Below are 22,321 nucleotides of genomic sequence, written 5' to 3'. Positions count from 1 at the left end.
TCTCTCTTTCCGACCTCGCGGTCAGCCGATTCCGAGTCGAAGCATGAAGATCCCGGGGAACACCGCGAAGAGGACGCTCAGCGGAAGGATGAGGAAGACCAGGGGCACGAGCATGTAGATCTCCTTGCGCCCAGCCCGCTCGATCAGGCCGCGCTTGGCGTCTTCCCGTGCGTCGAGCGCCTGCGCGTGCAGCACCTGAGCGAGCGGTGCGCCGCGATCGATCGCCGCCACGACCTGGTCGACGCTTCGGGCCACCGAAGGGATCTCGAGCCGCCGCGCAAGCGCCGCGAGCGATTCGGGAAGCGACGATCCCGTGCCAACGGCCACGACCGCGCTGCGGAACTCGCCGGTGAGCTCGCCCGCGCCGACCTCGCTGACGCGGCGCACCGAGTCGAGGATGCCCTCGCCTGCCGACAGACAGAGGGCGAGGAACTCGAGGACGGTCGGCAGCTCCTCCTCGATCCGGCCGACCCGCATGCGGGCGGCGCGGCTGAGGATGGCGTCGCACCCCACGACAGCGCCCACCGCGAGTACAGGCGGAAGGAGGCCGAGCGTGGGTGCTCCGCGCCCCAGCAGCACGAGTGCAACGACGATGAAGCCGCCCGCCGCGACGCCGGCGATCGCCCAGCCCAGCTGGCGGCCTCGGAAGGCCGCGGCATCCATCGCCCACCCGGCCTGGCGAAGCCGTCGATCCGCCGATTGCGAGCCGCCGCCGAGTCGCGCGAGACGCTGCTGCACCTCTTGCCACACCATCGCCAGGTCGTGCGGACCCGAGGCCGGAGCCGGAGTGAGACCGCCGGGATCCGTCACGTCGCGGATGTACGGCGCGATGCGCCGCGCGAGGCTCGGGGCTCCCCATCGCGGAGCGCGTGACAGCACGAGGCAGACCCCGAGACCGAGGGCGGTTCCGAGGACGACGGAGAACGCCAGGTCGTCCGCGCCGAGCGGTATCACACGAACCACCGCCGAGGTTCGGGCAGCCGGCCGAGCCGCAGCATCACCCGATACGCGATGAACGAGATCGCGGCGCCCGCGAGGATCAGCGCGACGCCCTCAGGGCTCCCGTACGCGCGGGCGCCCTCGGGGCGGATCGCGAGCAGGGCCAGGATCACCCAGGGCGCCACGACGCCCAGCACGGCCGCGCCGCGGATCCAGGACTGACGCGACTCGACTTCGGCGCGCAGAGCGGTGTCTGCCCGCACCGACGTGGCAAGTGCCCGAAGCACGGGCGTGAGCTCGGTGCCACCCACCTGGCGCGCCATCCGCAGGGTTTCGACAATGCGATCCGCGGTCGGATCGGCCAGTGCCGATTTCAAGCGCGCGGCGCTCGAGTCGAAATGACCGGATGCCGCGACATCCCGAGCGAACGCGGCGAAGGCCGGCCGAAGCGGCGCAGGCGCAGACTCGCCGAGGCTCGCGACGGCGTCGGCGAGCGACATCCCGGCGCGCACCGAGGCGATGAGCAGATCGCAGACATCCGGCCACAGGCCGCGCCTCGCGCGCAGCAACCGCGAGCGGCGCGCACGCAGCCAGGCGTAGGGTGCCGCCACGCCTGCGGCTGCGGCGACCATGCTGAGCGGGGCAACCTGGGTGATGAGCCAGGCGGTCGCGGCAGCCACGATTCCGCAGACCGCCGAAACGACCGCGACGGATGTCGGGGAGACTCGGGGCAGACCGGCCGATTCGAGCAGGCGGGCAACCCGGCCGGGGGTCATGCCCTCCCGTCGTGGGGAGCCTGCCGGCCAGAGCCATGGTGAGAGCGTCAGGAGCAGACCGGCCGCGAGCGCGGCGCCCCAGACGACGGTCATGGCGCGTCCGCCCGGTAGAGGGTCCGTGCTTCGATGACGCCGCCCGCGATTCCGGTCGGCGACACGATCTCGACCACCCGGCGGCGGCCGGTCGCGTCGCGGCCGCAGTGCGCGACGAGATCGACGGATGCCGCGACCGCCGGCAGCACGAAGGCGGCATCGATGTTGCGCCCGGCGAGCAGCGGCAGGGCAGCGAGCTTGCCGAGCGCCTCGCGGGCGGAGTTCGCGTGGATCGTCGCCGCGCCGGGAACGCCCGTGTTCAGTGCGAGCAGCAGGTCGAGCGCCTCGGCATCCCTCACCTCGCCGACGACGAGACGGTCGGGCCGCATCCGCAGCGCCTCTTTCACCAGGCGCCGGAGGGTCACTTCGCCCGATCCTTCGAGGCTCGGCTGACGCCCCTGCAGGGCGACGAGATCGGGAGCGCCGACCGCCAGCTCGAAGGTCTCCTCGACGGTGACGATGCGGTGCTGCGGCGGGCACGCGGCGATGAGCGCACCCAGGAGGGTGGTCTTGCCGGCATGGGTCGCGCCCGAGACCAGCACGCTCCTGCCGTCGCGCATGGCGGCGCGGAGCAGGTCCGCGGCTGCCGGCGCCAGGGACCCGGTCCCGACGAGCCGGTCGAGGTCGCGGAACGCGGGGAGGAACTTCCGCACGTTCACCGCCCAGTGCCGGTGGGTGATGTCGGGGATGACGACATGCAGGCGGCTGCCGTCGGGCAGCGAGGCATCCACGAAAGGCTGGCTCAGGTCCACACGACGACCGGAGGAATGCAGCATCCGCTCGACGAGATCGCGCACGGCCGAGTCGGTGAGGGTGAGCGGAACGCGCTCTGAGACGCCGGCGCGGGCGACGAAGATGCGATCCGGCGCGTTGATCCAGAGTTCCTCGACGGTCGGATCGTCCAGGTACGGCTGGAGCGGACCGTACCCCGCAACCGAGGCGAGCACCTCGCGCACGCAGGCCGTCTCGTCATCCACGGCGGCGAGCCCGCGGGCGAGCGCGAAGTCGTTGTGGCGCCGCACCTCCATGCGGGCGATCTGCGCGGCGAGGTCGGGTTCGCGAGCCGGGTCCATCCGCTCGGCGCGAAGCCGCTCGCGGACGCGCTGCGCGACCAGCGCCGCAGGGGCGGTGGCGAGAGTGGTCGGCGCTGACATCGAAGCATCCTCGCAAGACCGGACATCGGCGTCCGATAGTTATCCACAGCCGGATGCGGAGACACCCTGCCGAATCGGACCGGCTCTCGCCCCCACGCGGCCAAGCGTGACACGATGGACTTCCGGATCGGAAGGAGCCGAGATGACACACAAGCACCGCGAGCTGAGCGCCCCCGTCGGCGCCGGACTGGCAGTGTTCGACATCCTGCAGGCGGCCTTCGCCTTCCTTGCGGCGTGGGATCTGTGGCACCGTCCGGCCGCCGAGGTGAAGGGCCCGAAAGCAGCCTGGGTGCCGGTGCTGCTGGTGAAGTGGATCGGCCCCGCCGCCTACTTCCTGTTCGGCGTCAAGTACTGACGAACGCCGGGGCGCCCGCCGTCAACCGCTTTAGACTTGGGGCGCACCCGCGGGAGTGGTGAAATCGGCAGACACGCAGGATTTAGGTTCCTGTGCCTTCGGGCGTGAGGGTTCAAGTCCCTCCTTCCGCACTTCGCCGTTCGGCGTGCATCCACCAGCGCGACGTAGACTGAAGCGACCGCCGCGCCGCACTCGGCCGCCGACCGCTCCGATCGACGGGATCCATCGTGCACCCCACCGCCCTCATTCCCTGGCTCGACCCCACCGCGATCATCGAGTGGGCAGGGCCATGGGCCCTCCTCGTGGTGTGCTTCATCGTGTTCGCCGAGACCGGCCTGCTGGTGGGCTTCCTGCTTCCCGGCGACACGCTGCTCGTTATCTCGGGCCTGCTCACGAACACGAGCAACATCTTCGGGCTCAACATCTGGGTGGTCTCGCTGTGCATCGCGCTCGCCGCGTTCATCGGCGGCGAGGTCGGCTATCTGATCGGGCACAAGGGCGGGCCGTCGGTCTTCGAACGGAAGGAATCCGGCCTCTTCAGCGTGAAGAACGTCGAGCGCACCAACGCGTTCTTCGACCGCTTCGGCGGCCTCACGGTCATCCTCGCCCGATTCGTGCCGATCGTCCGCACGTTCGCGCCGGTCGCCGCGGGTGTCGGACATATGCCGTGGCGCCGATACACCGTCTACAACTTCATCGGGGCGATGCTCTGGGGCTTCGGGCTGACGATCTTCGGCTACCTGATCGGGTTCATCCCGTGGGTGGCCGACCTCGTGACGAGGTACATCGACGTGATCCTGCTGATCGCGGTCGGCGGCACGGCCGTCATCACCGCGTGGCACTACCTGAATGAGCGTCGCAAGGCGCGGAAGGCGGCCGAGAAGGGCGATGCCGTGACCGACGCCGACGAGGCCAAGCACCTCGTGCTCGATCCCGAGGTCTTCAGCCGAGGCATCGAGCACCACGATCATCACGACAAGGGCGACGCCGGAACGGCTCCCCGGGTCTGACGGCCGCGGCGCCGGGTCCGGACCTAAGACGCCTTTGCGGGCTTCTTCTTCGCGGCAGGCTTCGCAGGCTTCGAGCGGCCTGCGGTCGTGGACTTCGCGGCGGGCTTGGCCGCGGCATCCGTCCCCCCGCCTTTGTCTTCGCGAGCCGCACGGGAGCGCTCGACGCTCGCCCGCAGGGCCGCCATCAGGTCGATGACCTCGCCACCGGTCTCCTCTTCGTCGTGGTCGCCGAAGGTCTCGGAGGTGTCCAGCGCGTCGCCCTGCTCGATCTTGGCCTCGATGAGGGTGCGCAGCTCGTCCTGGTACTCGTCCGTGAACGCCGACGGATCGAAGTCGCTCGCGAAGCTCTCGACGAGGGATGCCGACAGCTCGAGCTCCTTCGCCGAGATCCTGACCGGCTCATCGAGCGCGGGGAACGCCGCCTCACGCACCTCGTCGGCCCAGAGCAGGGTCTGCAGCACCAGCACGTCTCCGCGCACCCGCAGCGCCGCGAGCCGGGTCTTCTGGCGCAGCGAGAACCGCACGATCGCGGTGCGATCCGTCTGCTCGAGCGTCTTGCGCAGGAGCACGTACGCCTTCGGCGATGCGGAGTCCGGCTCGAGATAGTACGCCCGATCGAGGGTCAGCAGATCCACCTGGTCGCTCGGGACGAACTCGACGACGTCGATCTCGCGACTGCGCTCGGCCGGCAGCGAGGCGAGATCGTCCGCGGTGAGGATCACCGTGCGTTCGCCGTCGTCGAAGGCCTTGTCGATGTCCTGGTACGCGACGACCTCGCCGCAGATCTCGCACTTGCGCTGGTAGCGGATGCGCCCGCCGTCCTTGTTGTGCACCTGATGCAGCGAGACGTCGTGGTCCTCGGTCGCCGCGTATACCTTGACCGGCACATTCACGAGCCCGAACGTCAACGCACCCTTCCAGATCGCCCTCATCACACCAGTACACACCTGTCACAGCCGTGACGGCTACCTTTTCCGGCAGGATGGGCCCATGGCGGATGCCGGGGCCGCGGGGTCGGGTGAGCAGGTGGTGCGCGTCGGCGGGCGACGGCTGCGCCTGACGAACCTCGACAAGGTGCTGTACCCCGACACCGGCACCACCAAGGGCGAGGTGATCGACTACTACTCGCGCATCGCTGCGACCATGATCCCGCACGTTGTCGGACGACCCGTGACCCGCAAGCGCTGGCCCGATGGAGTGGGCACCACCGGTCACCCCGGCCAGGCCTTCTTCGCCAAGGACCTCGAGCGCGGCGCGCCGGAGTGGGTGCACCGCAGGCCCATCGACCACTCCACGGGAGCCAAGGACTACCCGCTGATCGGGGATGCCGCCACCCTGGTGTACCTCGCACAGGTGGCGAGCCTCGAGCTGCACGTGCCGCAATGGCGCTTCACGACCTCCGGCGCACGCGGCGATGCCGACCGGCTGGTGCTCGACCTTGATCCGGGCCCGGGCGCGGGGCTGCCCGAGTGCGCAGAGGTCGCGCGCTGGGCACGCGACATCCTGAGCCCGATGGGCCTGGAGCCGTACCCCGTCACGAGCGGCAGCAAGGGCATCCAGCTCTACAGTGCGCTGCCGCCCGGCCAGTCGAGCGAGCATGCATCGGCGATCGCCCACGAGCTGGCGCGGTCCATCGAGGCGGATCATCCCGACCTCGTCGTGAGCAGCATGAAGAAGGACCTCCGCGGTGGGCGGGTGCTCATCGACTGGAGCCAGAACAACGGCGCGAAGACGACGATCGCCCCCTATTCGATGCGTGGCCGCGCGCATCCGACGGTCGCGGTCCCGCGCACCTGGGAGGAGCTCGACGACCCCGGGCTGCGCCACCTCCTGTTCGATGAGGTGCTCGAGAGGGTGGAAGAGCTCGGCGACCCGCTCTCGCCGCTGGGGTTCCACGCGGGTGGCCGTATCGCCGACGAAGGGCCGCTCAGCACCTACATCTCGATGCGATCCGCTGACCGCACGCCCGAACCGGTGCCCGCCAACCCGGCGGCCGCACAGCGACCGACCGACGAGCTGCCGATCTTCGTCATCCAGGAGCATCACGCGACGGCGCTGCACTGGGACTTCCGGCTCGAGCGCGACGGCGTGCTCGCCAGCTGGGCCGTGCCGCGCGGAGTGCCCCCCTCATACAAGCGCAACAATCTCGCGATCCAGACGGAAGACCATCCGATGGAGTACGCGATGTTCGAGGGCACCATTCCCGCGCGCGAGTACGGCGGGGGGTCCGTCACGATCTGGGACGAGGGCCGCTTCGAGCTGGAGAAGTGGCGGGACGACGAGATCATCTTCACGGCCGAGGGGCGCCCTGGCGGGCCGCTCGGCCGTGTGCGGCTGGCGCTTCTTCGCACGTCGGGTTCGGGCGAGAAGTCGCAGTGGCTGCTGCACCGCATGAAGACGGACGCCGACGGCCGGCCGCAGCCCGATGGCGAGTCCGTCGAGGCGTCCGAGCAGGCGGACGAGCCGCGCGGCGCAGGCCGCGGCAGAGGCGCTCGCCCCGAGAGGGGCGAAGGGAGCCCGCACACCGCAACGGCACCGACCCCGTCCGATCTCGCCCCCATGCTCGCGACGACGAGCACGCCGGGGATCGCGCGCGCATCGGCTGGCCGGTGGGGCGCGTGGGTCGAGGTCAAGTGGGACGGCATCCGCGCCATCGGGGTATGGGACGGACGGCGACTGCATCTGCGTGCACGCAGCGGCAACGACGTCACGGCCAAGTACCCCGAGCTCACGGCGATCGACGCGGGGCTCGGCGATGAGCCCGCGATCGTCGACGGCGAGGTGGTCGCCCTCGATGCGAAAGGGCGGCCGAGCTTTCCGCGGCTGCAGCGCCGCATGAACCTCGCGAAGGCGCGCGAGATCGCCCTCGAAGCACCGCGCACACCGGTGCACTACTTCCTGTACGACGTGCTGGCCGCCGACGGCTCGGACGTCGCGTCGCTGCCCCTCGCTGAGCGCCGCGAGATCCTCGAGCGGATCGCAGCGCGTGCCGCCGCGCCGATCGTGCTGCCGCCGGTCTTCGAAGACGTGGATGCCGCGCTCGCGGCGGCGCGCACGTTCGGCCTCGAGGGGGTCGTGGTGAAGGACCCCGCGTCGCCGTACCGCCGCGGGCGCCGCTCGGAGCAGTGGCTGAAGGTCAAGCTCACCCGCACGCAGGAGGTGGTCATCGGCGCGATCCGCCCCGGCCGGGGTGGACGAAGCGGCTCGATCGGATCCCTGCTGCTCGGCATCCCGGGTCCCGATGGCCTGCAGTACGCCGGGCGCGTGGGATCGGGATTCAGCGACTCGACGCTCGCGAAGCTCACAGCCGTGCTCACACCGCTGCGCACCGGCGAGAACCCGTTCGTCGGCATCCCCGCGGCGGATGCGTCGGACGCACTGTGGGTGCGGCCCGAGGTGGTCGGCGAAGTGGAGTTCGCGGAGTTCACGCCGGACGGCATCCTGCGCCACTCGCGTTGGCGGGGACTCCGCCCCGACAAGTCGCCCGACGAGGTCGTGCGCGAGAGCTGACGCCGGCGTCACGCGTGCGCGTCGTGCTCGACGTGCCCGGCGGGTTCGAGCTGGAACGTCGAGTGCTCGACGTCGAAGTGCTGGGACAGGCAGTTCTGCAGCTGGCTGAGGATGCCGCCCGCCCGTCCGTCGCTGAGCGCCGCGTCGTCGACCACGACGTGGGCGGTGAACACCGGGGCGCCGCGGGTCAGCTGCCACACGTGCACGTCGTGGACGTCGACGACGCCCGCGGTGGACAGCAGGTGGCTGCGGATGTCGCTGACCTGCGTGCCCTTGGGTGCCGACTCGGCCAGCACCGAGACGACCTCGCCGAGCAGGGAGATGGCTCTCGGCACGATCATGGCCGCGATCAGCAGCGACGCGATCGCGTCGGCCTGCACCCAGCCGGTCAGCAGGATCACGATCGCGGCGACGATCACGGCGGCGGAACCGACCAGGTCGCCCAGCACCTCGAGATACGCACCTCGCATGTTGATGCTGCGCCGCTGCGCGGCGCTGAGCAGCCACATCGCTACGCCATTGGCGACGAGCCCCACGATCGCGACGACGAGCATGAGCCCGCCCGACACCTGCACCGCGCCGGGGTCGACGAGTCGCTGAATCCCCTCCACGGCCACCCAGGCCGAGAGCAGGATGAGGATGATCCCGTTCGCCAGCGCACCGAACACCTCGGCGCGCTGATACCCGAACGTCCGCCGGTCGTTCGCGGGCCTTGCCGCCACGATGCTCGCCACCAGCGCGATGACGAGGGCCGCGGCATCCGTGAACATGTGCGCCGCGTCGGCGAACAGCGCGAGCGAGCCCGACAGCGCCGCTCCGACGATCTGCACGACCATGACGAGCGTGGTGATCGCGAGCGATGTCGCGAGCAGCCGGCGGTTGCTCGCGCCGCGAACCCCCGTCGGGGCATGGTCGTGCATGGGGCCAGGTTAAGCCCGATGGACGGCGGACCACCGCCGTTCCGGCTAGTCGGGAATGAGTCTGATTCTCATCAGCCGAGCGCCGGCGCGGCACCCGCCGGTTTCGCCGACACCAGCACCGGCACGGGAGCCAGCAGCTCAGCGGTCGTCGCGAACGCCCACCAGAGGAGTACGAGGCTATACCGCGGCGAGCAGCGGTGCCAGCGCCTGGAACGCCCGTGCGCGGTGGGATGCCGCGTTCTTCTCGTGGGGCGCCCACTCGCCGACGGTCCGCTCGGCCGCGGGATCCTGGCCGTCCGGGATGAAGACCGGGTCGTAGCCGAAACCCCCGGACCCCGACTCCGCGACCGCGACACGCCCGGGCCACACGCCCTCGACGACCTCCTCCGACGACGCGTCACCGGGCACGACGAGCGCGATCGTCGAGATGAACCGCGCGGTGCGGTGCGGATCCCGGATGTCGGACAGCTGGTCGAGCAGCAGCTTCAGATTGGCGGCGGCATCCTTCGCGTGCCCTGCCCAGTAGGCCGAGAACACGCCGGGAGCGCCGCCGAGCACGTCCACGCAGATGCCGGAATCGTCGGCGAGCGCAGGCAGTCCGGTATGGGCCGCCGCTGCACGCGCCTTGATCAGCGCGTTCTCGGCGAATGTCACGCCGTCCTCGACCGGCTCGGGACCGTCGTACGACACGACCTGCAGGTCGGGCCGGGTCGCAGCGACGATGGCCTGGAACTCCTCGACCTTGTGCCTGTTGTGAGTGGCCAGCACGATCTGACGCACGCCGCCATCCGCGGCCGTCTCCGCCGCGGCATCCGCGATCGCCGACGCCATCTCGTCCGGCCGAGCCGTCATTGCGGCGCCGCCGGGTCCGCCGGAGCGAGGGCCGCGAGCTGACGCTCACGAAGCGACGCGCATCCCGCGAGTCCGAGCTCCAGCAGGGCGTCGAGCTCTCGTTTGTCGAAGGGTGCGCCCTCTGCGGTGCCCTGTACCTCGACGAACAGGCCGCGACCGGTGACCACGACGTTCATGTCGGTCTCGGCGCGGACGTCCTCGACGTATGCGAGATCGAGCATGGGCTCTCCGTCGATGATGCCGACCGACACCGCCGATACCGAGTCGATGAGCGGAGTCGACTTCTGTCCGACGAACTTCTTCGCGCGGCCCCACTCGACGGCATCGGCGAGCGCGACGTAGGCTCCCGTGATCGCGGCGGTGCGCGTGCCGCCATCCGCCTGCAGCACGTCGCAGTCGATCACGATCGTGTTCTCGCCGAGCGCCTTGGTGTCGACGACGGCCCGCAGCGCGCGGCCGATGAGCCGCGAGATCTCGTGTGTCCGGCCGCCGATCCGGCCCTTGACGCTCTCGCGGTCGTTGCGGTCGTTCGTCGCGCGCGGCAGCATCGCGTACTCCGCCGTCACCCAGCCCTTCCCCTTGCCGGCCAGCCACCGGGGCACGCCATTGGTGAACGACGCCGTGCACAGGACCCTGGTGCCGCCGAACGAGATGAGCGCCGAGCCCTCGGCGTGCGCGCTCCAGCCGCGCTCGATCGTGATCGGGCGCAGCTCGTCGACGGCGCGGCCATCGGCTCGGGTGATGCCGGCGCCGTCCTGAGCTTGTGGAAGGGTCATGGGTCTCCTCAGATATGGATGCCGGAGCGCGGCAGGTCGATGGCGCCGGTCTGGACGAGCTGCACCTCGCGGACCTCGCGGCCCATCAGACGGTGCGCGAGGCTCAGGAACTCATCGGCCGACGCACCGGTGGCTTCGTAGACATGGGTGGGTGCGGCATCCGGACCCGCCATCAGGTCGCGCGAGACCAGCTGGCGGTAGACGTCCTTCGCCGTCTCGGTGTCGCTCGAGACCAGGCTCACGTCCGGTCCCATGACATAGCTGATGGCGCCCTCGAGGAACGGATAATGGGTGCACCCGAGCACGAGGGTGTCGACGTCCGCGCGCCGGAGCGGGGCCAGATACTCCTCGGCGATCGCGAGCACCTCGGGTGAGTCGGTGACACCCGCTTCGACGAACTCGACGAAGCGCGGGCACGCCTGCGCGAACACGGTCAGGCGCTCGTTGACCTCGAGCATGTCCTGGTAGGCGCCCGAGCCGATGGTGCCCGCGGTTCCGATGACCCCGATCCGGCCGTTGCGGGTCGTGGACATCGCAGTGCGGACGGCGGGTCCGATCACCTCCACCACGGGCACGTCGTAGCGCTCGCGCGCGTCGCGCAGCATGGCGGCCGAAGCGGTGTTGCAGGCGATCACGAGCATCTTCACGCCCTGATCCACGAGGGTGTCGAGGATCTCCAGTGAATAGCGGCGCACATCGGCGATCGGCTTCGGCCCGTACGGCGATCGTGCCGTGTCGCCGATGTAGAGGATCGACTCCCGAGGCAGCTGCGCAGACACCGCCCGGGCGACGGTGAGCCCGCCGACCCCGGAGTCGAAGATCCCGATCGGCGCGTCATCCACGATCAGCCAGCCTACCCGCCGGATGCCGGTCACTAGGCTGTGCGCATGAGCCCCGCCCCAGAAGGCAGCGCCTCGCGCAGCACCGCCCTGCACACCGACCGGTACGAGCTCACGATGCTCGATGCAGCCCTGCGAGACGGCACCGCCGGTCGCCGATGCGTTTTCGAGCTGTTCGGCCGGCGGCTGCCCGGCGGCCGGCGCTTCGGGGTCGTCGCCGGCACCGGGCGGCTGCTCGATCTCATCCGGGACTTCCGCTTCGGCGACGACGAGCTGCGCTTCCTCCGCGATGAGCGGATGGTGGATGCCTCGACCCTCGCCTTCCTCGAGGAGTACCGCTTCACGGGCTCCATCGCCGGGTACCGCGAGGGCGAGCTCTACTTCCCCGGGTCGCCGATCCTCACGATCGAGGGGACGTTCGCCGAGGCTGTCGTGCTCGAGACGCTCGGGCTGAGCGTGCTGAACCACGACTCCGCCATCGCGACGGCGGCGGCCCGCATGAGCATCGCTGCTGGAGACCGCCCGCTCGCCGAGATGGGGTCGCGCCGCGCAGGCGAGCATTCCGCGGTCGCGGCCGCGCGCGCCGCCTACATCGCCGGGTTCGGTGCGACGTCGAATCTCGAGGCCGGGCGCACCTGGGGCATCCCGACGATGGGCACCGCCGCGCACGCATGGACGCTGCTGCACGACACCGAAGAGGAGGCGTTCCGCGCGCAGATCGACGCGCTCGGCGTCGGCACGACGCTGCTCGTCGACACGTACGACACGGCTCGAGGCGTCGAGACCGCGATCCGGGTCGCCGGCACCGAGCTCGGGGGTGTGCGGATCGACTCCGGCGATCTGCCGATCGTCGCAGCTCAGGTGCGCGCGCAGCTCGACGAGCTCGGCGCGACGGGCACCCGCATCACCGTGACGAGCGACCTCGACGAGTTCGCGATTGCGGCGCTGGCGGCATCCCCCGTCGACTCGTACGGCGTGGGAACGTCGCTCGTGACCGGCTCGGGCTCACCGACCGCCGGGATGGTCTACAAGCTGGTCGCACGCCAGGACGCCACCGGCGGCTGGGTCGCGGTCGAGAAGGCATCGGTCGACAAGTCCTCCAAAGGCGGCCGCAAGGCGGCGTTCCGCACGCTCGATGAGGGAACGGCGACGAGCGAGCTGATCGCCGTGTCGGACGGCTTCGAAGAGCTCGAGACCGCGGTCACGCATCCCGATGCCCGCGCACTCCAGGTGCCGTTGGTCGCCGAGGGCGAACCGGATGCCGCGTACCTCGGCCGCGAGGGCGTCGCCGCCGCCCGTCAGCACCACGCGCGGGTCCTCGAGGAGCTGCCGGTGCGCGCGCTCGCGCTCAGCCGCTCGGATCCGGCGATCCCGACCGTGTACATCGAAGCGGTCTGAGCGCTGTATCAGCCGACGAGGGACTCGTAGATCTCTTTGCAGGTCGGGCACACCGGGAACTTCTCGGGGTCGCGACCGGGCGTCCACTTCTTGCCGCACAGTGCCCGTACCGGCTTGCCGGTGAGCGCCGACTCGAGGATCTTCTCCTTCTTCACGTAGTGCGAGAAGCGCTCGTGGTCTCCGGGCTCGATGTTCTCTTCGCGGATGAGCTCTTCGAGCTCGCGATCTAGGGTGGCAAGGCCGCCCTGGTCCGGGCTTTCGAGGGGGGTGCTCATGGTCAGTCAGTTTAGCCCGCACGGGCCGTGGCAGGGCAGGCGGATGTCGTCACCCGAGCGGTCACGTGGACTCGGCGAACTCCATCAGCCGCCCGCCGCGCCGTTCGAAGACGAACGATCCGATGACGACTCCAAGGATCAGGACGACGAGGCCGATGGCGAGTCCTCCCCACAGAGCCAGCATCGCGGCGTCGATGTCGCGGGTGAGCGCGATCCAGCCCCACCACAGCGCCGGCGCGCTGAGCACGATGCTGCCGACCATCACGAGACCCTGTGACAGGCCTGCGCCTGCTCCGATCCGCGGCGGGTGCTGGAACGGGCTCTCGCCAGGCCGCGACACGGCGTAGGGGGCAACCACTGATGCGATGCTCGAAAGCCCGAGCCCGCAGAGGAACAGCGAGAGGCAGATGCCGGCGAGTGCGGGCAGGAGCGCCCACCGGCCGTGCAGCGAGATCGCGACGGGAACGGCGACAGCGAGCAGCGGCAGGCCGACGAGGAGCACCGGCACGAGTCTGCCGATCCGGTCCGACCACCCTCTCACTCCGGTGGCGACATGCATCCACAGGGCGGTCGAGTCGTAGGCGACGTCATTGTGCGGCAGCCAGCCGAGGAACAGCGCGGCGAAGGGCACCGGGACGAGCGCGACGATCTCGGGCGGAACGCCGGCGATCAGGAGCGGCACGACCGTGATGGCGGCTGCCACCGGGATCACGAGCACGTTGACGATGTAGCGGCGATCGCGGAACCAGTACATGAGGCTGCGTCCCGAGATCGCCCCGCCCGGGGTGCCCGGTGCCACGCCGAACCACCCGAGGCCGCCTCGCTCACGCTCGGGGGCCGGTCGCTCTGTCGTGGTGAGAATGCGATGCACGAGCCACGCCCACATCGCGCCGAGCACGACGATCGTGCCGACCGCGACGAGGAGCGACATCCAGGCGCTGTCGTCGCCCTCGGCGATGAGACCAGGAAACGCCCACGCCGCGCCCAACGGCGTCACGGCGAGCGTCGATGCCGCTTGGAGGAGCTGGCTGGGGACGCTCCCGTGCCATTCCAGCGACGCGAGGAACACTCCGACGGGGATGACGACCACCAGCACCACGAGAACGAAGAGGCCGGACAGCTCCCGCGACCTGCGATGGCGCAGGAACAGCGAACCCAGTGCCATGCAGACTCGCGCGAGCAGGACGCACGTCGCCACCCCGAGGATCGCCCCGACGGCGCTCGCGATCCACGGGGCGCCGTGATCACTCCACACGATCGCGGCGCACACCGCGAGGACGAGCAGCGAGAGAGCGGGGATGCTGATGAACCCGACCATTGCGAGCACCGCTGCGAGCCTGCCTCCGCCGAGGCCCAGTACCGTGAAGCGCCGCGGGTCGAGCGGGTCGTGGGCGCCGCCGATGAGCGGCGCGAGCGCGAAACCGAGCGTCACCGCCGAACCGCCGAGCACCGTGATCGCCAGGACGACGTCGGCCTCGGCATCCCGAAGGGACAGCAGAGCCCACGATGCCGCGGCGATCCCGCCGACGAGGACGAGCAGCCCGATCACCATCCGTGTCACATGGCCGCGGTCCCCGCGAAGCGCCCCGAACAGCAGCGCGACCCTCAGTCGGAGAATGTGTGCAGCCACTCCAGGCCCTCCACGTCGCTCAATCCCCCGGCGAGCTCGATGAAGCGCTGTTCGAGGGTGAGTTCGCCGCGCACCTCGTCGATCGTGCCCTCGGCGAGCACCTGGCCCGCGACGATGACGGCGACTCGCGAGCACACGCGTTCGACGAGCTCCATCCCGTGGCTGGAGAGGATCACGGTGCCGCCGTGCGCGACGTACGTCGAGAGGATGTCGAGGATGATCGCGCTCGAGACCGGATCGACCGACTCGAACGGCTCGTCGAGGACGAGCAGACGGGGCGAATGGATCAGCGCGCCCGCCAGCATGACCTTCTTGACCATTCCGGCCGAGTAGTCCGAGACGACGCGACCGAGCGCCTCGGTGAGGTCGAACGCGCGGGCCAGGTCGGCCGTGCGGCTCTCGACGACGGCCGGGGACAGTCCGCGCAGTACTCCGTAGTAGTAGAGCAGCTGCCGGCCGGTGAGCCGGTCGAAGGTGCGCAGCCGGTCCGGCAGGACCCCCATCATGCGCTTCGCGGCGAGGGGGCGGGATGCCGCGTCCACGCCGGCCACGGTGATCGATCCCCTGTCGGGCCGCAGCAGGCCCGCGATCATCGAGAGGGTGGTGGTCTTGCCGGCTCCGTTGGGACCGACCAGCCCATAGAACGTGCCGGCGGGAACGGTGAGGTCGATCCCCTCGACCGCTCGGGTGTCCCCGAAGCTCTTGGCGATCCCCCGGATGACGAGCGCCCGCTCGGCTGTGCCGGATGCCGCCGACGTATCGTCGGCTTGGTCCTCGACGACCGCCGGCGCGAGTGCGGTCTCGTCGGCGGTGGAGGGCGAGGCGACGTCGGTCTCGGGTTCGGCGACGAGGGCGGTGGCGACCGCTCGCACCGGCGCGGTCACGGGCACGGGGTCCGAGCCCGGGTCGGGCGTAGGCTCGGGGTCAACCTCGGGCTCGGGCGCAGCGGCGACTTCGGGGGCGGGGTCGACCTCCGGGGCGGCTTCGAGGATCGTTGCGGATTCGGCCTCGGGCCCGGCTGCGAGAACGGCTTCGACCATGGATGGGGATTCGGTTTCGGGCCTCGCTTCGGGAGCCCTGACGATCACGATCGTCGATTCGATCTCGGCCTCTTCTTCGATGTCCATGGCGCTCGCATCCCCGGGCGCCTGGTCGGGAGGTGCGGACTCGATGATCACCGCAGCCTCGGCCGGCGGATCCTCCGTGCCCACGTCGACCTCTGCCGCGGCATCTGGTCGCCCACCCGCCGGAAGCGGCGGCTTGGGGGGCACCACGATGCCAGCTGCGGCCAGTTCGGCCGGCGTCGGCGGCGGAGGGGGCGGCCGAACAGGATCTTCGGCGACCGGACGGCGAGGCGGTCTGGGGGTCTTGGGCTTGGCCTTCGCCGGGCGGGCGCGGGCGGACGGCCGCCGCGCTTCACTCTCGGCGGAGGGTGCGATCGAGACGACCTCGCGGGCCTCACGACTGTCGTCCGGTTCACCCGGTTCGGCGTCGTGGGGCACGGGGAGGGAAGCTGTCACCGACCCAAGGTATCAAGCGGGTCTGTCCGGCCGGTCAAACCCGCTGGGGTAAACATGAGGAAAGCGTAATGTCACGAAACGGCAACGGCGGACCAGCATTATGCACCTTGCCAGGTCGTCCCGCTACCATGAGGCAGGCACGAGGGGGTGTCGCGTCGGTGAACCGACAGTGACCAACACGCACTCCAGGAGCAGATTTTGACCCTTCAGACCGTAATCCTCGCTGCAGGCATGGGCTCGCGGCTCGGCCGGAGCCTTCCGAAGCCGCTCACCGAGCTCAGCGACGGCCGCACGATCATGCGGCAGCAGCACGACAACATCCGCGCCGTGTTCGGTGACGAAGCGAGGATCACGACCGTGGTCGGCTATCGCGCCGAGACCATCGTCGAGGCCTTCCCCGAGGCCGACTACGTCTACAACGACGTGTACGACCAGACCAACACGTCGAAGAGCCTGCTGCGTGCGCTCGCAAGCACAGGCAGGAGCGGGGTGCTGTGGATGAACGGCGATGTGGTCTTCGACCCGCGCATCCTCGGCCGGGCGATCGAGCTCATCGAGCGCGACCAGTCGTTCGTCACCGTCAACACCTCGAAGGTCAGTGACGAAGAGGTCAAGTACACCGTCTCCGATGAGGGCTACATCAACGAGCTCTCCAAGACCGTGAAGCGCGGGATCGGCGAGGCCGTCGGCATCAACTACGTGTCGAGCCGCGACAAGAAGGCCTTCATGCGCCAGCTCACGCGCGTCGACGACCAGGATTACTTCGAACGCGGACTCGAACTCGCGATCGCCGAGGACGGCCTCCTGCTCGAGCCCCTCGACATCTCCGACCTGTACGCGGTCGAGGTCGACTTCGCCGAGGATCTCGAGCGGGCGAACCTCTTCGTCTGATCGGTGTCAAGCCCGGCCGCATCGCTCGACAGCCGCCTATGATCGGCCTGATGGCCGACAAGGTGCACCGTATCCACTCCCTGCCCGGAGACTCGCCGTGGCATGGAGGCCTGCCGCCGACTGGCTCTGAAGAGCACCCACGCACCATCCGGACGCTCGACCGCGTCCTCGCCATCCAGCGGCCCGTCGTGCTGGCGCACCTGCGCAGCATCAGGCTGCGGCATCCGGATGCGACCCCGGATCAGATCGTCCGGATGCTGGAACGCCGCTATCTCACAGCGGTCACCACGGGCGGCGCGGCCGTGGGTGCCACCGCCGTCGTCCCCGGCATCGGCACGGGTGTGACCCTTGCGCTGAGCGGCGTCGAGACGGTCGCCTTCCTCGAAGCGACGACGCTGTTCGCCCAGTCGGTCGCCGAGGTGCACGGCATCCCGGTCGCGGATCCCGATCGCGCACGCGCGCTGGTGCTGACCCTGATGCTCGGAAAGGAGGGCGTCGACCTGGTCGCGCAGCTCGCCGGCCAGGCTGCCGGCCGCGGACCCAAGCGAGACAAGTACTGGGGCGAGATGATCACCAAGACCCTCCCCCGCGCGAGTGTCGGGCCGTTGGTCGATCGCCTCAAGTCCTCGTTCATCCGTCAGTTCGCTGCGCGAGGTGGAGCGTCCTGGATCGGCAAAGCGCTCCCCTTCGGCATCGGCGCCGCGATCGGCGGAGCCGGCAACAACATCCTCGGTCGAAGGGTCCTGGTCAATTCGAGGCGGGCTTTCGGCTCGCCCCCGATCCTGCTGCCGCCGGAGCTGGAGCCGCGGGCGGGCGCGGCTCGGCTCGAGCACGCCGCGACGCGGAGTCTGCGCCGCGCGGGCGGAGCGATCACGGGCGGCGTCACGCGCAGTGCCACGGCAGTCGGGCGAGGTGCGCGGCGGATCACGGTGCGGCGCAGGCAGATCGAGGCCGGACCTGGCGCCGGACCCGCCCAGCCGGAAGCGACCCAGAGGCCTGATGGCCCGACTCCCCTCGACCCGGACGACCTCGGCGACGACTGACGCCGGCATGCCCGCGCGGGTATCAGGGGTGAGCCTGCGCGCTCCCCCTCTATGACGACGCATGCCGTCGGGAGTATTCTCACCGCGGGAGAGAAAGCAGGGGGTCGATGGCGTCTTCTGAGGGCAGGCCGCATCTTCCGTCCGAGTACCGTCCCGTGGAGCCCGAGCCGGATCTCGATCCTGACGCCCCGAAGCCGCGACCGAGGGGCGAGAAGCGCACCCAGCCCGGGACGCCACCGCCCGTCGTGACCGGCCGGCCCGCGTTCGCCCTGCCCGACATGCCGAGCACCGTCTCACTCGTCACCGACTCGGTCATCACGCGTCCGCTCGCCGAGCGGATGGCTTCCGCCGAGGCCGGAGAGAGAATCGGCGTCGTGATCGAACCCCGCACCGACAGCGGGCTGCCGCGCGAGGATGCCGTCGACGAACTTCTCACGCTCATCACCATGGTCGCCGGTGAACCGGATGCCGCATCCTGGCGAACCGGCAGCTACGTGATGGCCGCACTCACCAGTGATCAGATCCTGCAGCTGGTCCGACTGGACGCCGGCAAGGGATCGCGGCCGCGAACGGGGCGACAGGAGTCGAGGGCCGCGCCTCGCAGCCTCATCAACCGCATCTGGCCCAACTTCGAGGTTCGCGCCACCATCCATCGCACCGTCGTCACGACGAAGGCCGACGCCGCGGTGCGGTCCTTCGATGCGACGGGCGACGGGATCGTATGGGCGGTGCTCGACACCGGGATCGAGAAGGGCCACGCCCACTTCCGCACGTACGGCACTCTCGACCTGCCGGATGGGCTCGTGCCGCGGAGCTTCGTCGCGGGATCGACGGATGCCGATGCCCTCCGGGACCCGAACGGCCACGGCACCCACGTCGCCGGCATCATCGCGGGCGGCCAGACGACGACGCCCCGTGGCAAGAAGATCGGCGCTGCGAGCTGGTATCGCACCGCGGAGGGCGAGACCGGGGTCGAGCGCATCACCCTCGACCACATCAGCGGCATGGCACCCGAGACCAAGATCCTCTCGGTGAAGGTCCTCCGCGATGACCGCACGGGCGACCTCGCCTCGCTCCTCGAGGCGCTCGAGTACATCCAGGAGCTCAATCGCTGGGGACGCGAGCTCAAGGTCCATGGCGTGAACCTGTCGCTGGGCTACCCGTTCGACCCGTCGTGGTTCGCCACGGGTCTCTCCCCCGTCTGCCGCGAGGTCGACAGACTCGTCGCGAACGGCGTCTGCGTGGTGGTGTCGGCCGGCAACACCGGCTACGGCGCAGCCCGCGACACCGCCGGTCGCGAGATGCGACTCGGATTCGGGATGACGATCAACGACCCCGGCAATGCCGCACGGGCGATCACGGTCGGCTCGACATCCATCAAGCCGTACTCGACCGGGGTCTCGTATTTCTCGTCGAAGGGGCCGACCGGCGACGGCCGGCTCAAGCCAGACATCGTGGCCCCCGGCGAACGCGTCGTGAGCGCGGGCGCCGGCGAGCTGCTCGACAAGGCGCGCGCCAATGTCACCCTCAAGCCGGGCGAGAAGGCCGGCGACATCACCTACGTCGAGGACTCCGGGACGTCGATGGCGGCTCCGCACGTGTCGGGCGTCGCCGCGGCGTTCCTGTCGGTGCATCGCGAGTTCATCGGCCGACCTGACGACGTCAAGCGGATCCTGATGGACTCTGCCAGCGACCTCGGGCGCGAGCAGGCCTTCCAGGGACGGGGCCTGGTCGACGCGATGCGCGCGATCCAGAGCGTGTGAGCGGCCGGAGGGCCGAGAGAGCCGGGAATCCGATGAGACTGCCGTACGCGGATGTCGAGTTCGACAAGAAGGGCGCCGTCGTCGATGCCCAGCAGGTGAAGGCCGTCGACGAGCTGCTTGCGAAGCATCCGACCGATGTCGTGATCCTCTCGCACGGCTGGAACAACAGCCATACCGACGCCAAGGCGCTCTACGAGCGGCTGATCGACTCGATCGTCACGGTGCGCCCGCAGGTGACGGGCGCCCACGATCGGGACCTCGTGGTCGTGGGAGTACTGTGGCCGTCGATCCAGTGGGCCCCTCCGGAGGACACCGGCGCGGGCGCGGGGTTCGCGGACGAGCAGGACGCGCTCGAGCAGGAGATTGCCGACCGCATCGAAAACCCCGCGACGCGCAAGAAGCTGCTGGCGCTCGTGCCGCATCTCGAGACATCTTCCGACGCCCAGAAGAAGTTCCTCGAGCTGCTGCGATCGACACTGCCCAAGACGTCGAAGGGCGAGGACGACAGCGCGTTCGAGGTGCTCAAGACGGCATCCGCTGAAGAGGTCCTGGATGCCGCGCGCGGGGGCGCCGCCACGGATGACGCCCCACCGGAGGTCGGAGGTGCGGCGGGGATCGATCCTGCGGGACTCCCGCCGCTGACAGACGACCTCGAGGGAGGCGGTGCGGGTTTCCTCGACAGCATCGTCAACGCCGCCCGCAACCTGGTCAACGTCACGACGTACTACACGATGAAGGAACGGGCGGGCGTGGTCGGCACGAAGGGCATCGCTTCCCTCCTCGATCACATCCATTCGACCGCGCCCGACGCCCGGCTGCACCTCGTCGGGCATTCCTTCGGCGGACGCGCGGTGACCGCTGCCGCTCTCGCGACGAAGGCACCCGTCTCGTCGCTGTCGCTGCTGCAGGCCGCCTACAGCCACTTCGGGATGGCGAGGGACTGGGACGGCGGCGGCAAGAACGGACTCTTCACGAAGGTGCCGCTCAAGGTCGACGGGCCGATCATCGCCACCTTCACGCGCAACGACAAGGCAGTCGGCCTGGCGTATCCAATCGCGTCGCGGCTGGCGCAGCAGATCGGAGTCTCGCTCGGCGACGAGAACGACCCCTACGGCGGCATCGGGCGCAACGGCGCTCTGAAGACGCCGGGAAGCGTGTCCGCGACGCTCCTGGATGTCGGTGGCACGTACTCCTTCACCGGACACGAGGTATGGTCGCTCAACGGCGACTCTTTCATCACCGGCCACTCCGACATCACCGGAAGGCAGGTCGGGTACGCCGTGCTCTCGGCGGTGACAGGAACCTGAACGGCTCGCCCAGTTGGGTCGCCACGGCGGCTGCCAGACGCTGTCGCGTCGCCTCTCCCGTCCGGGCGGTCCTCTGCTGCGATGCCGGCGCGTCGCGGCGGTGGCACCATTGACGCATGGGCCTTTTCTCACAGCAGCCGGAACAGGATGACGAGTGGGCCGGCATCCCGTCCGAGCCCCTTCGTCCCGAAAGTCAAGCCGAGCGGCTGACGGATGCCACGCCGGTCGACGCAGCTGGGCTTGCGGTTGCCGGGCTGGGCGTGGCCGGGCTGGGCGTGGCCGGGCTGGGCGTGGCCGGGCTTGCCGGTGGCGGTCTCGAGGGCTTGGGGGGCGTGGAGTCGATCGTCATTCCCGTGGCCCCGATGATCGAGATCGCCGGGGATCAGGAGTCCGGCGAGGGCCCAGACGGCGAGGACGAGGACGTCGTCTGACGACCGGCGCGCCGCGAATGGGGTCGTCGGAGCGGAGTGGCCTCACCGGGGTCACGCCCGCGCGGGGGTGATGTCGAGCTTGTGGCCGTCGGCATCCGCCAGCGTCCACCAATTCGGCGCATGGCTGTCATCCGCCATGACACCGCCTGCCGCGAGCGCGGCGGCGACGCGCTCCTCGACCGATTCTCGCGGCACGACGACATCGATATGCATGCGGCCGCCGATCGGCCGATCGACCGACTGCATCCAGATCAGCGGGCCGCGGCCGGCCGGGTCGACGAGTTCGATCTCGCTGAGGGCGTCGTAGCCGGTCGCCGCCTTCCAGAACGGCATGATCCTGCTCGCGTCGGGTGTGGCGACGGCGATCATCACGCGCTGCTGCGGCCGGGTCTCGGCCTCGATGCCGAGCGTGCCGGCAGCCTTCGAGATCTGCTGGGCGAGCGCGACATCCTTCCTCGTGAGTCCGTGGGCGGAGTGCGTGAACAGGCGCACCCGCAGGCTCGGATAGCGGATGTCGACGTCGGGATGGTGGTCGGCGGCCTGCGCCAGGTCCGTGATCGCGGCGAAGAGCCTGGCTCCGGTCGCGAAATCGCCGGTTCGGTACTCGACGACTGCACCGTTGCGACCCGCTCGCCATTGCTCGACGCCAGGCGACGAACGGAACTCCTTTGGGGTGATGGTTTCCATGGTTCCGAGCGTGCCACGGCCTCCCGACAGCGCAAGGGGTAGCGAGCGGTGCCACGTTTTTTCCACGACGTATGTTCTGTTCGGAGATCTTAAATGAGCGGGGCTGATGAATCATGTCGTAGCTCGTCGCGTGACGTGCCGGGGGAGGTCTG

The 22,321-nt window shown here is 69.9% G+C and carries 21 protein-coding genes and 1 tRNA gene; 10 read left to right on the top strand and 12 right to left on the bottom strand.

The features are described 5' to 3' along the window. Window positions 1–21 precede the first annotated feature (21 nt). Genes ABD212_RS11200 through ABD212_RS11190 form a run of 3 tightly spaced genes read right to left on the bottom strand, consistent with a single transcriptional unit; the run spans window position 22 to window position 2,962 of the window. A complete protein-coding gene (locus ABD212_RS11200; RefSeq protein ID WP_344094573.1) occupies window positions 22–963 on the bottom strand; it encodes a type II secretion system F family protein in 942 nt (313 codons plus the stop codon). Continuing rightward, complete coding sequence (locus ABD212_RS11195; RefSeq protein WP_344094570.1) at window positions 951–1,808, bottom strand: type II secretion system F family protein; 858 nt, start codon at window positions 1,806–1,808, stop codon at window positions 951–953. The genes ABD212_RS11200 and ABD212_RS11195 overlap by 13 nt, the downstream gene beginning before the upstream one ends. After that, window positions 1,805–2,962 carry a TadA family conjugal transfer-associated ATPase gene (locus ABD212_RS11190; RefSeq protein ID WP_344094567.1) on the bottom strand — a complete coding sequence of 386 codons (1,158 nt, stop codon included), beginning with the start codon at window positions 2,960–2,962 and terminating at the stop codon, window positions 1,805–1,807. The genes ABD212_RS11195 and ABD212_RS11190 overlap by 4 nt, the downstream gene beginning before the upstream one ends. A 142-nt stretch (window positions 2,963–3,104) precedes the next feature. Between ABD212_RS11190 and ABD212_RS11185 the strand changes: the two genes are divergently transcribed. The 3 genes from ABD212_RS11185 (at window position 3,105) to ABD212_RS11175 (ending at window position 4,327) form a co-directional block, all read left to right on the top strand. After that, complete coding sequence (locus ABD212_RS11185) at window positions 3,105–3,317, top strand: PLDc N-terminal domain-containing protein (protein ID WP_344094564.1); 213 nt, start codon at window positions 3,105–3,107, stop codon at window positions 3,315–3,317. A gap of 49 nt (window positions 3,318–3,366) precedes the next feature. After that, a tRNA-Leu gene (locus tag ABD212_RS11180) sits at window positions 3,367–3,448 on the top strand. A gap of 96 nt (window positions 3,449–3,544) precedes the next feature. Then, complete coding sequence (locus ABD212_RS11175; protein WP_344094562.1) at window positions 3,545–4,327, top strand: DedA family protein; 783 nt, start codon at window positions 3,545–3,547, stop codon at window positions 4,325–4,327. Between the two features lie 23 nt (window positions 4,328–4,350). On the opposite strand, the gene ku is transcribed toward ABD212_RS11175, so the two are convergent. Next, the gene (ku, locus tag ABD212_RS11170) at window positions 4,351–5,259 is read right to left on the bottom strand and encodes a non-homologous end joining protein Ku (protein WP_344094561.1); all 909 of its coding nucleotides are present in this window, start codon (window positions 5,257–5,259) and stop codon (window positions 4,351–4,353) included. 58 nt (window positions 5,260–5,317) lie between these two features. On the opposite strand from ku, the gene ABD212_RS11165 reads away from it, so the two are divergent. Continuing rightward, a complete protein-coding gene (locus ABD212_RS11165; protein WP_344094559.1) occupies window positions 5,318–7,837 on the top strand; it encodes an ATP-dependent DNA ligase in 2,520 nt (839 codons plus the stop codon). 8 nt (window positions 7,838–7,845) lie between these two features. Here the strand turns inward: ABD212_RS11165 and ABD212_RS11160 are convergent, their stop codons facing one another. The 4 genes from ABD212_RS11160 to murI all read right to left on the bottom strand — a co-directional run bounded on the left by ABD212_RS11160 (window position 7,846) and on the right by murI (window position 11,227). After that, complete coding sequence (locus tag ABD212_RS11160; RefSeq protein ID WP_344094556.1) at window positions 7,846–8,757, bottom strand: cation diffusion facilitator family transporter; 912 nt, start codon at window positions 8,755–8,757, stop codon at window positions 7,846–7,848. A gap of 177 nt (window positions 8,758–8,934) precedes the next feature. Then, on the bottom strand, window positions 8,935–9,588 hold the full coding sequence (gene rdgB, locus ABD212_RS11155; RefSeq protein WP_344094741.1) for an RdgB/HAM1 family non-canonical purine NTP pyrophosphatase: 654 nt from the start codon (window positions 9,586–9,588) through the stop codon (window positions 8,935–8,937). A 17-nt stretch (window positions 9,589–9,605) separates the two neighbouring features. After that, window positions 9,606–10,385, bottom strand: coding sequence for a ribonuclease PH (gene rph, locus ABD212_RS11150; protein ID WP_344094554.1), 780 nt, complete (start codon window positions 10,383–10,385; stop codon window positions 9,606–9,608). A gap of 8 nt (window positions 10,386–10,393) precedes the next feature. Next, on the bottom strand, window positions 10,394–11,227 hold the full coding sequence (gene murI, locus ABD212_RS11145; protein ID WP_344094552.1) for a glutamate racemase: 834 nt from the start codon (window positions 11,225–11,227) through the stop codon (window positions 10,394–10,396). 45 nt (window positions 11,228–11,272) lie between these two features. On the opposite strand from murI, the gene ABD212_RS11140 reads away from it, so the two are divergent. Beyond that, window positions 11,273–12,622 (top strand): nicotinate phosphoribosyltransferase, encoded by a 1,350-nt coding sequence (locus ABD212_RS11140; protein ID WP_344094549.1) that lies wholly within the window; start codon window positions 11,273–11,275, stop codon window positions 12,620–12,622. A gap of 8 nt (window positions 12,623–12,630) precedes the next feature. On the opposite strand, the gene ABD212_RS11135 is transcribed toward ABD212_RS11140, so the two are convergent. The 3 genes from ABD212_RS11135 to ABD212_RS11125 form a co-directional block, all read right to left on the bottom strand. Further along, the gene (locus tag ABD212_RS11135) at window positions 12,631–12,897 is read right to left on the bottom strand and encodes a DUF3039 domain-containing protein (protein ID WP_344094547.1); all 267 of its coding nucleotides are present in this window, start codon (window positions 12,895–12,897) and stop codon (window positions 12,631–12,633) included. Between the two features lie 61 nt (window positions 12,898–12,958). Then, window positions 12,959–14,527, bottom strand: a complete 1,569-nt coding sequence (locus ABD212_RS11130; protein ID WP_344094544.1) for a hypothetical protein — start codon at window positions 14,525–14,527, stop codon at window positions 12,959–12,961. After that, window positions 14,503–16,047, bottom strand: a complete 1,545-nt coding sequence (locus tag ABD212_RS11125) for an ABC transporter ATP-binding protein (RefSeq protein WP_344094542.1) — start codon at window positions 16,045–16,047, stop codon at window positions 14,503–14,505. Before ABD212_RS11125 ends, ABD212_RS11130 begins: the two co-directional genes overlap by 25 nt. Window positions 16,048–16,245: 198 nt before the next feature. On the opposite strand from ABD212_RS11125, the gene ABD212_RS11120 reads away from it, so the two are divergent. The 5 genes from ABD212_RS11120 to ABD212_RS11100 all read left to right on the top strand — a co-directional run bounded on the left by ABD212_RS11120 (window position 16,246) and on the right by ABD212_RS11100 (window position 21,482). Next, a complete protein-coding gene (locus tag ABD212_RS11120) occupies window positions 16,246–16,938 on the top strand; it encodes a phosphocholine cytidylyltransferase family protein (RefSeq protein ID WP_344094540.1) in 693 nt (230 codons plus the stop codon). Window positions 16,939–16,988: 50 nt separating this feature from the next. After that, entirely contained in the window at window positions 16,989–17,981 is a 993-nt protein-coding gene (locus ABD212_RS11115) for a hypothetical protein (protein WP_344094537.1), read from the top strand. A gap of 107 nt (window positions 17,982–18,088) precedes the next feature. After that, window positions 18,089–19,744: a S8 family peptidase gene (locus ABD212_RS11110; RefSeq protein ID WP_344094534.1), complete on the top strand. Its 1,656-nt coding sequence runs from the start codon at window positions 18,089–18,091 to the stop codon at window positions 19,742–19,744. Window positions 19,745–19,776: 32 nt separating this feature from the next. Then, window positions 19,777–21,051: a hypothetical protein gene (locus ABD212_RS11105; protein ID WP_344094532.1), complete on the top strand. Its 1,275-nt coding sequence runs from the start codon at window positions 19,777–19,779 to the stop codon at window positions 21,049–21,051. 116 nt (window positions 21,052–21,167) lie between these two features. Then, on the top strand, window positions 21,168–21,482 hold the full coding sequence (locus tag ABD212_RS11100) for a hypothetical protein (protein ID WP_344094529.1): 315 nt from the start codon (window positions 21,168–21,170) through the stop codon (window positions 21,480–21,482). Window positions 21,483–21,533: 51 nt separating this feature from the next. Here ABD212_RS11100 and ABD212_RS11095 read toward each other — a convergent pair whose 3' ends face one another. Next, window positions 21,534–22,169, bottom strand: coding sequence for a VOC family protein (locus ABD212_RS11095; protein WP_344094527.1), 636 nt, complete (start codon window positions 22,167–22,169; stop codon window positions 21,534–21,536). Between the last annotated feature and the right edge of the window lie 152 nt (window positions 22,170–22,321).

The organism is Microbacterium deminutum, assembly GCF_039530205.1.
Taxonomy (GTDB): domain Bacteria; phylum Actinomycetota; class Actinomycetes; order Actinomycetales; family Microbacteriaceae; genus Microbacterium; species Microbacterium deminutum.
Note: the sequence above shows the minus strand (reverse complement) of the source record. Positions and strands in the feature narration are given on the sequence as shown.

Bases quoted from the DNA above. Each gene is read 5' to 3' on its own strand.
- ABD212_RS11160 (WP_344094556.1), bottom strand. From the start codon at position 8,757: ATGCACGACCATGCCCCGACGGGGGTTCGCGGCGCGAGCAACCGCCGG.
- rph (WP_344094554.1), bottom strand. From the start codon at position 10,385: ATGACCCTTCCACAAGCTCAGGACGGCGCCGGCATCACCCGAGCCGAT.
- ABD212_RS11185 (WP_344094564.1), top strand. From the start codon at position 3,105: ATGACACACAAGCACCGCGAGCTGAGCGCCCCCGTCGGCGCCGGACTG.
- ABD212_RS11095 (WP_344094527.1), bottom strand. From the start codon at position 22,169: ATGGAAACCATCACCCCAAAGGAGTTCCGTTCGTCGCCTGGCGTCGAG.
- ABD212_RS11115 (WP_344094537.1), top strand. From the start codon at position 16,989: ATGGCCGACAAGGTGCACCGTATCCACTCCCTGCCCGGAGACTCGCCG.
- ABD212_RS11135 (WP_344094547.1), bottom strand. From the start codon at position 12,897: ATGAGCACCCCCCTCGAAAGCCCGGACCAGGGCGGCCTTGCCACCCTA.
- ABD212_RS11195 (WP_344094570.1), bottom strand. From the start codon at position 1,808: ATGACCGTCGTCTGGGGCGCCGCGCTCGCGGCCGGTCTGCTCCTGACG.
- ku (WP_344094561.1), bottom strand. From the start codon at position 5,259: ATGAGGGCGATCTGGAAGGGTGCGTTGACGTTCGGGCTCGTGAATGTG.
- ABD212_RS11190 (WP_344094567.1), bottom strand. From the start codon at position 2,962: ATGTCAGCGCCGACCACTCTCGCCACCGCCCCTGCGGCGCTGGTCGCG.
- ABD212_RS11100 (WP_344094529.1), top strand. From the start codon at position 21,168: ATGGGCCTTTTCTCACAGCAGCCGGAACAGGATGACGAGTGGGCCGGC.
- ABD212_RS11110 (WP_344094534.1), top strand. From the start codon at position 18,089: ATGGCGTCTTCTGAGGGCAGGCCGCATCTTCCGTCCGAGTACCGTCCC.
- ABD212_RS11140 (WP_344094549.1), top strand. From the start codon at position 11,273: ATGAGCCCCGCCCCAGAAGGCAGCGCCTCGCGCAGCACCGCCCTGCAC.
- ABD212_RS11165 (WP_344094559.1), top strand. From the start codon at position 5,318: ATGGCGGATGCCGGGGCCGCGGGGTCGGGTGAGCAGGTGGTGCGCGTC.
- ABD212_RS11105 (WP_344094532.1), top strand. From the start codon at position 19,777: ATGAGACTGCCGTACGCGGATGTCGAGTTCGACAAGAAGGGCGCCGTC.
- rdgB (WP_344094741.1), bottom strand. From the start codon at position 9,588: ATGGCGTCGGCGATCGCGGATGCCGCGGCGGAGACGGCCGCGGATGGC.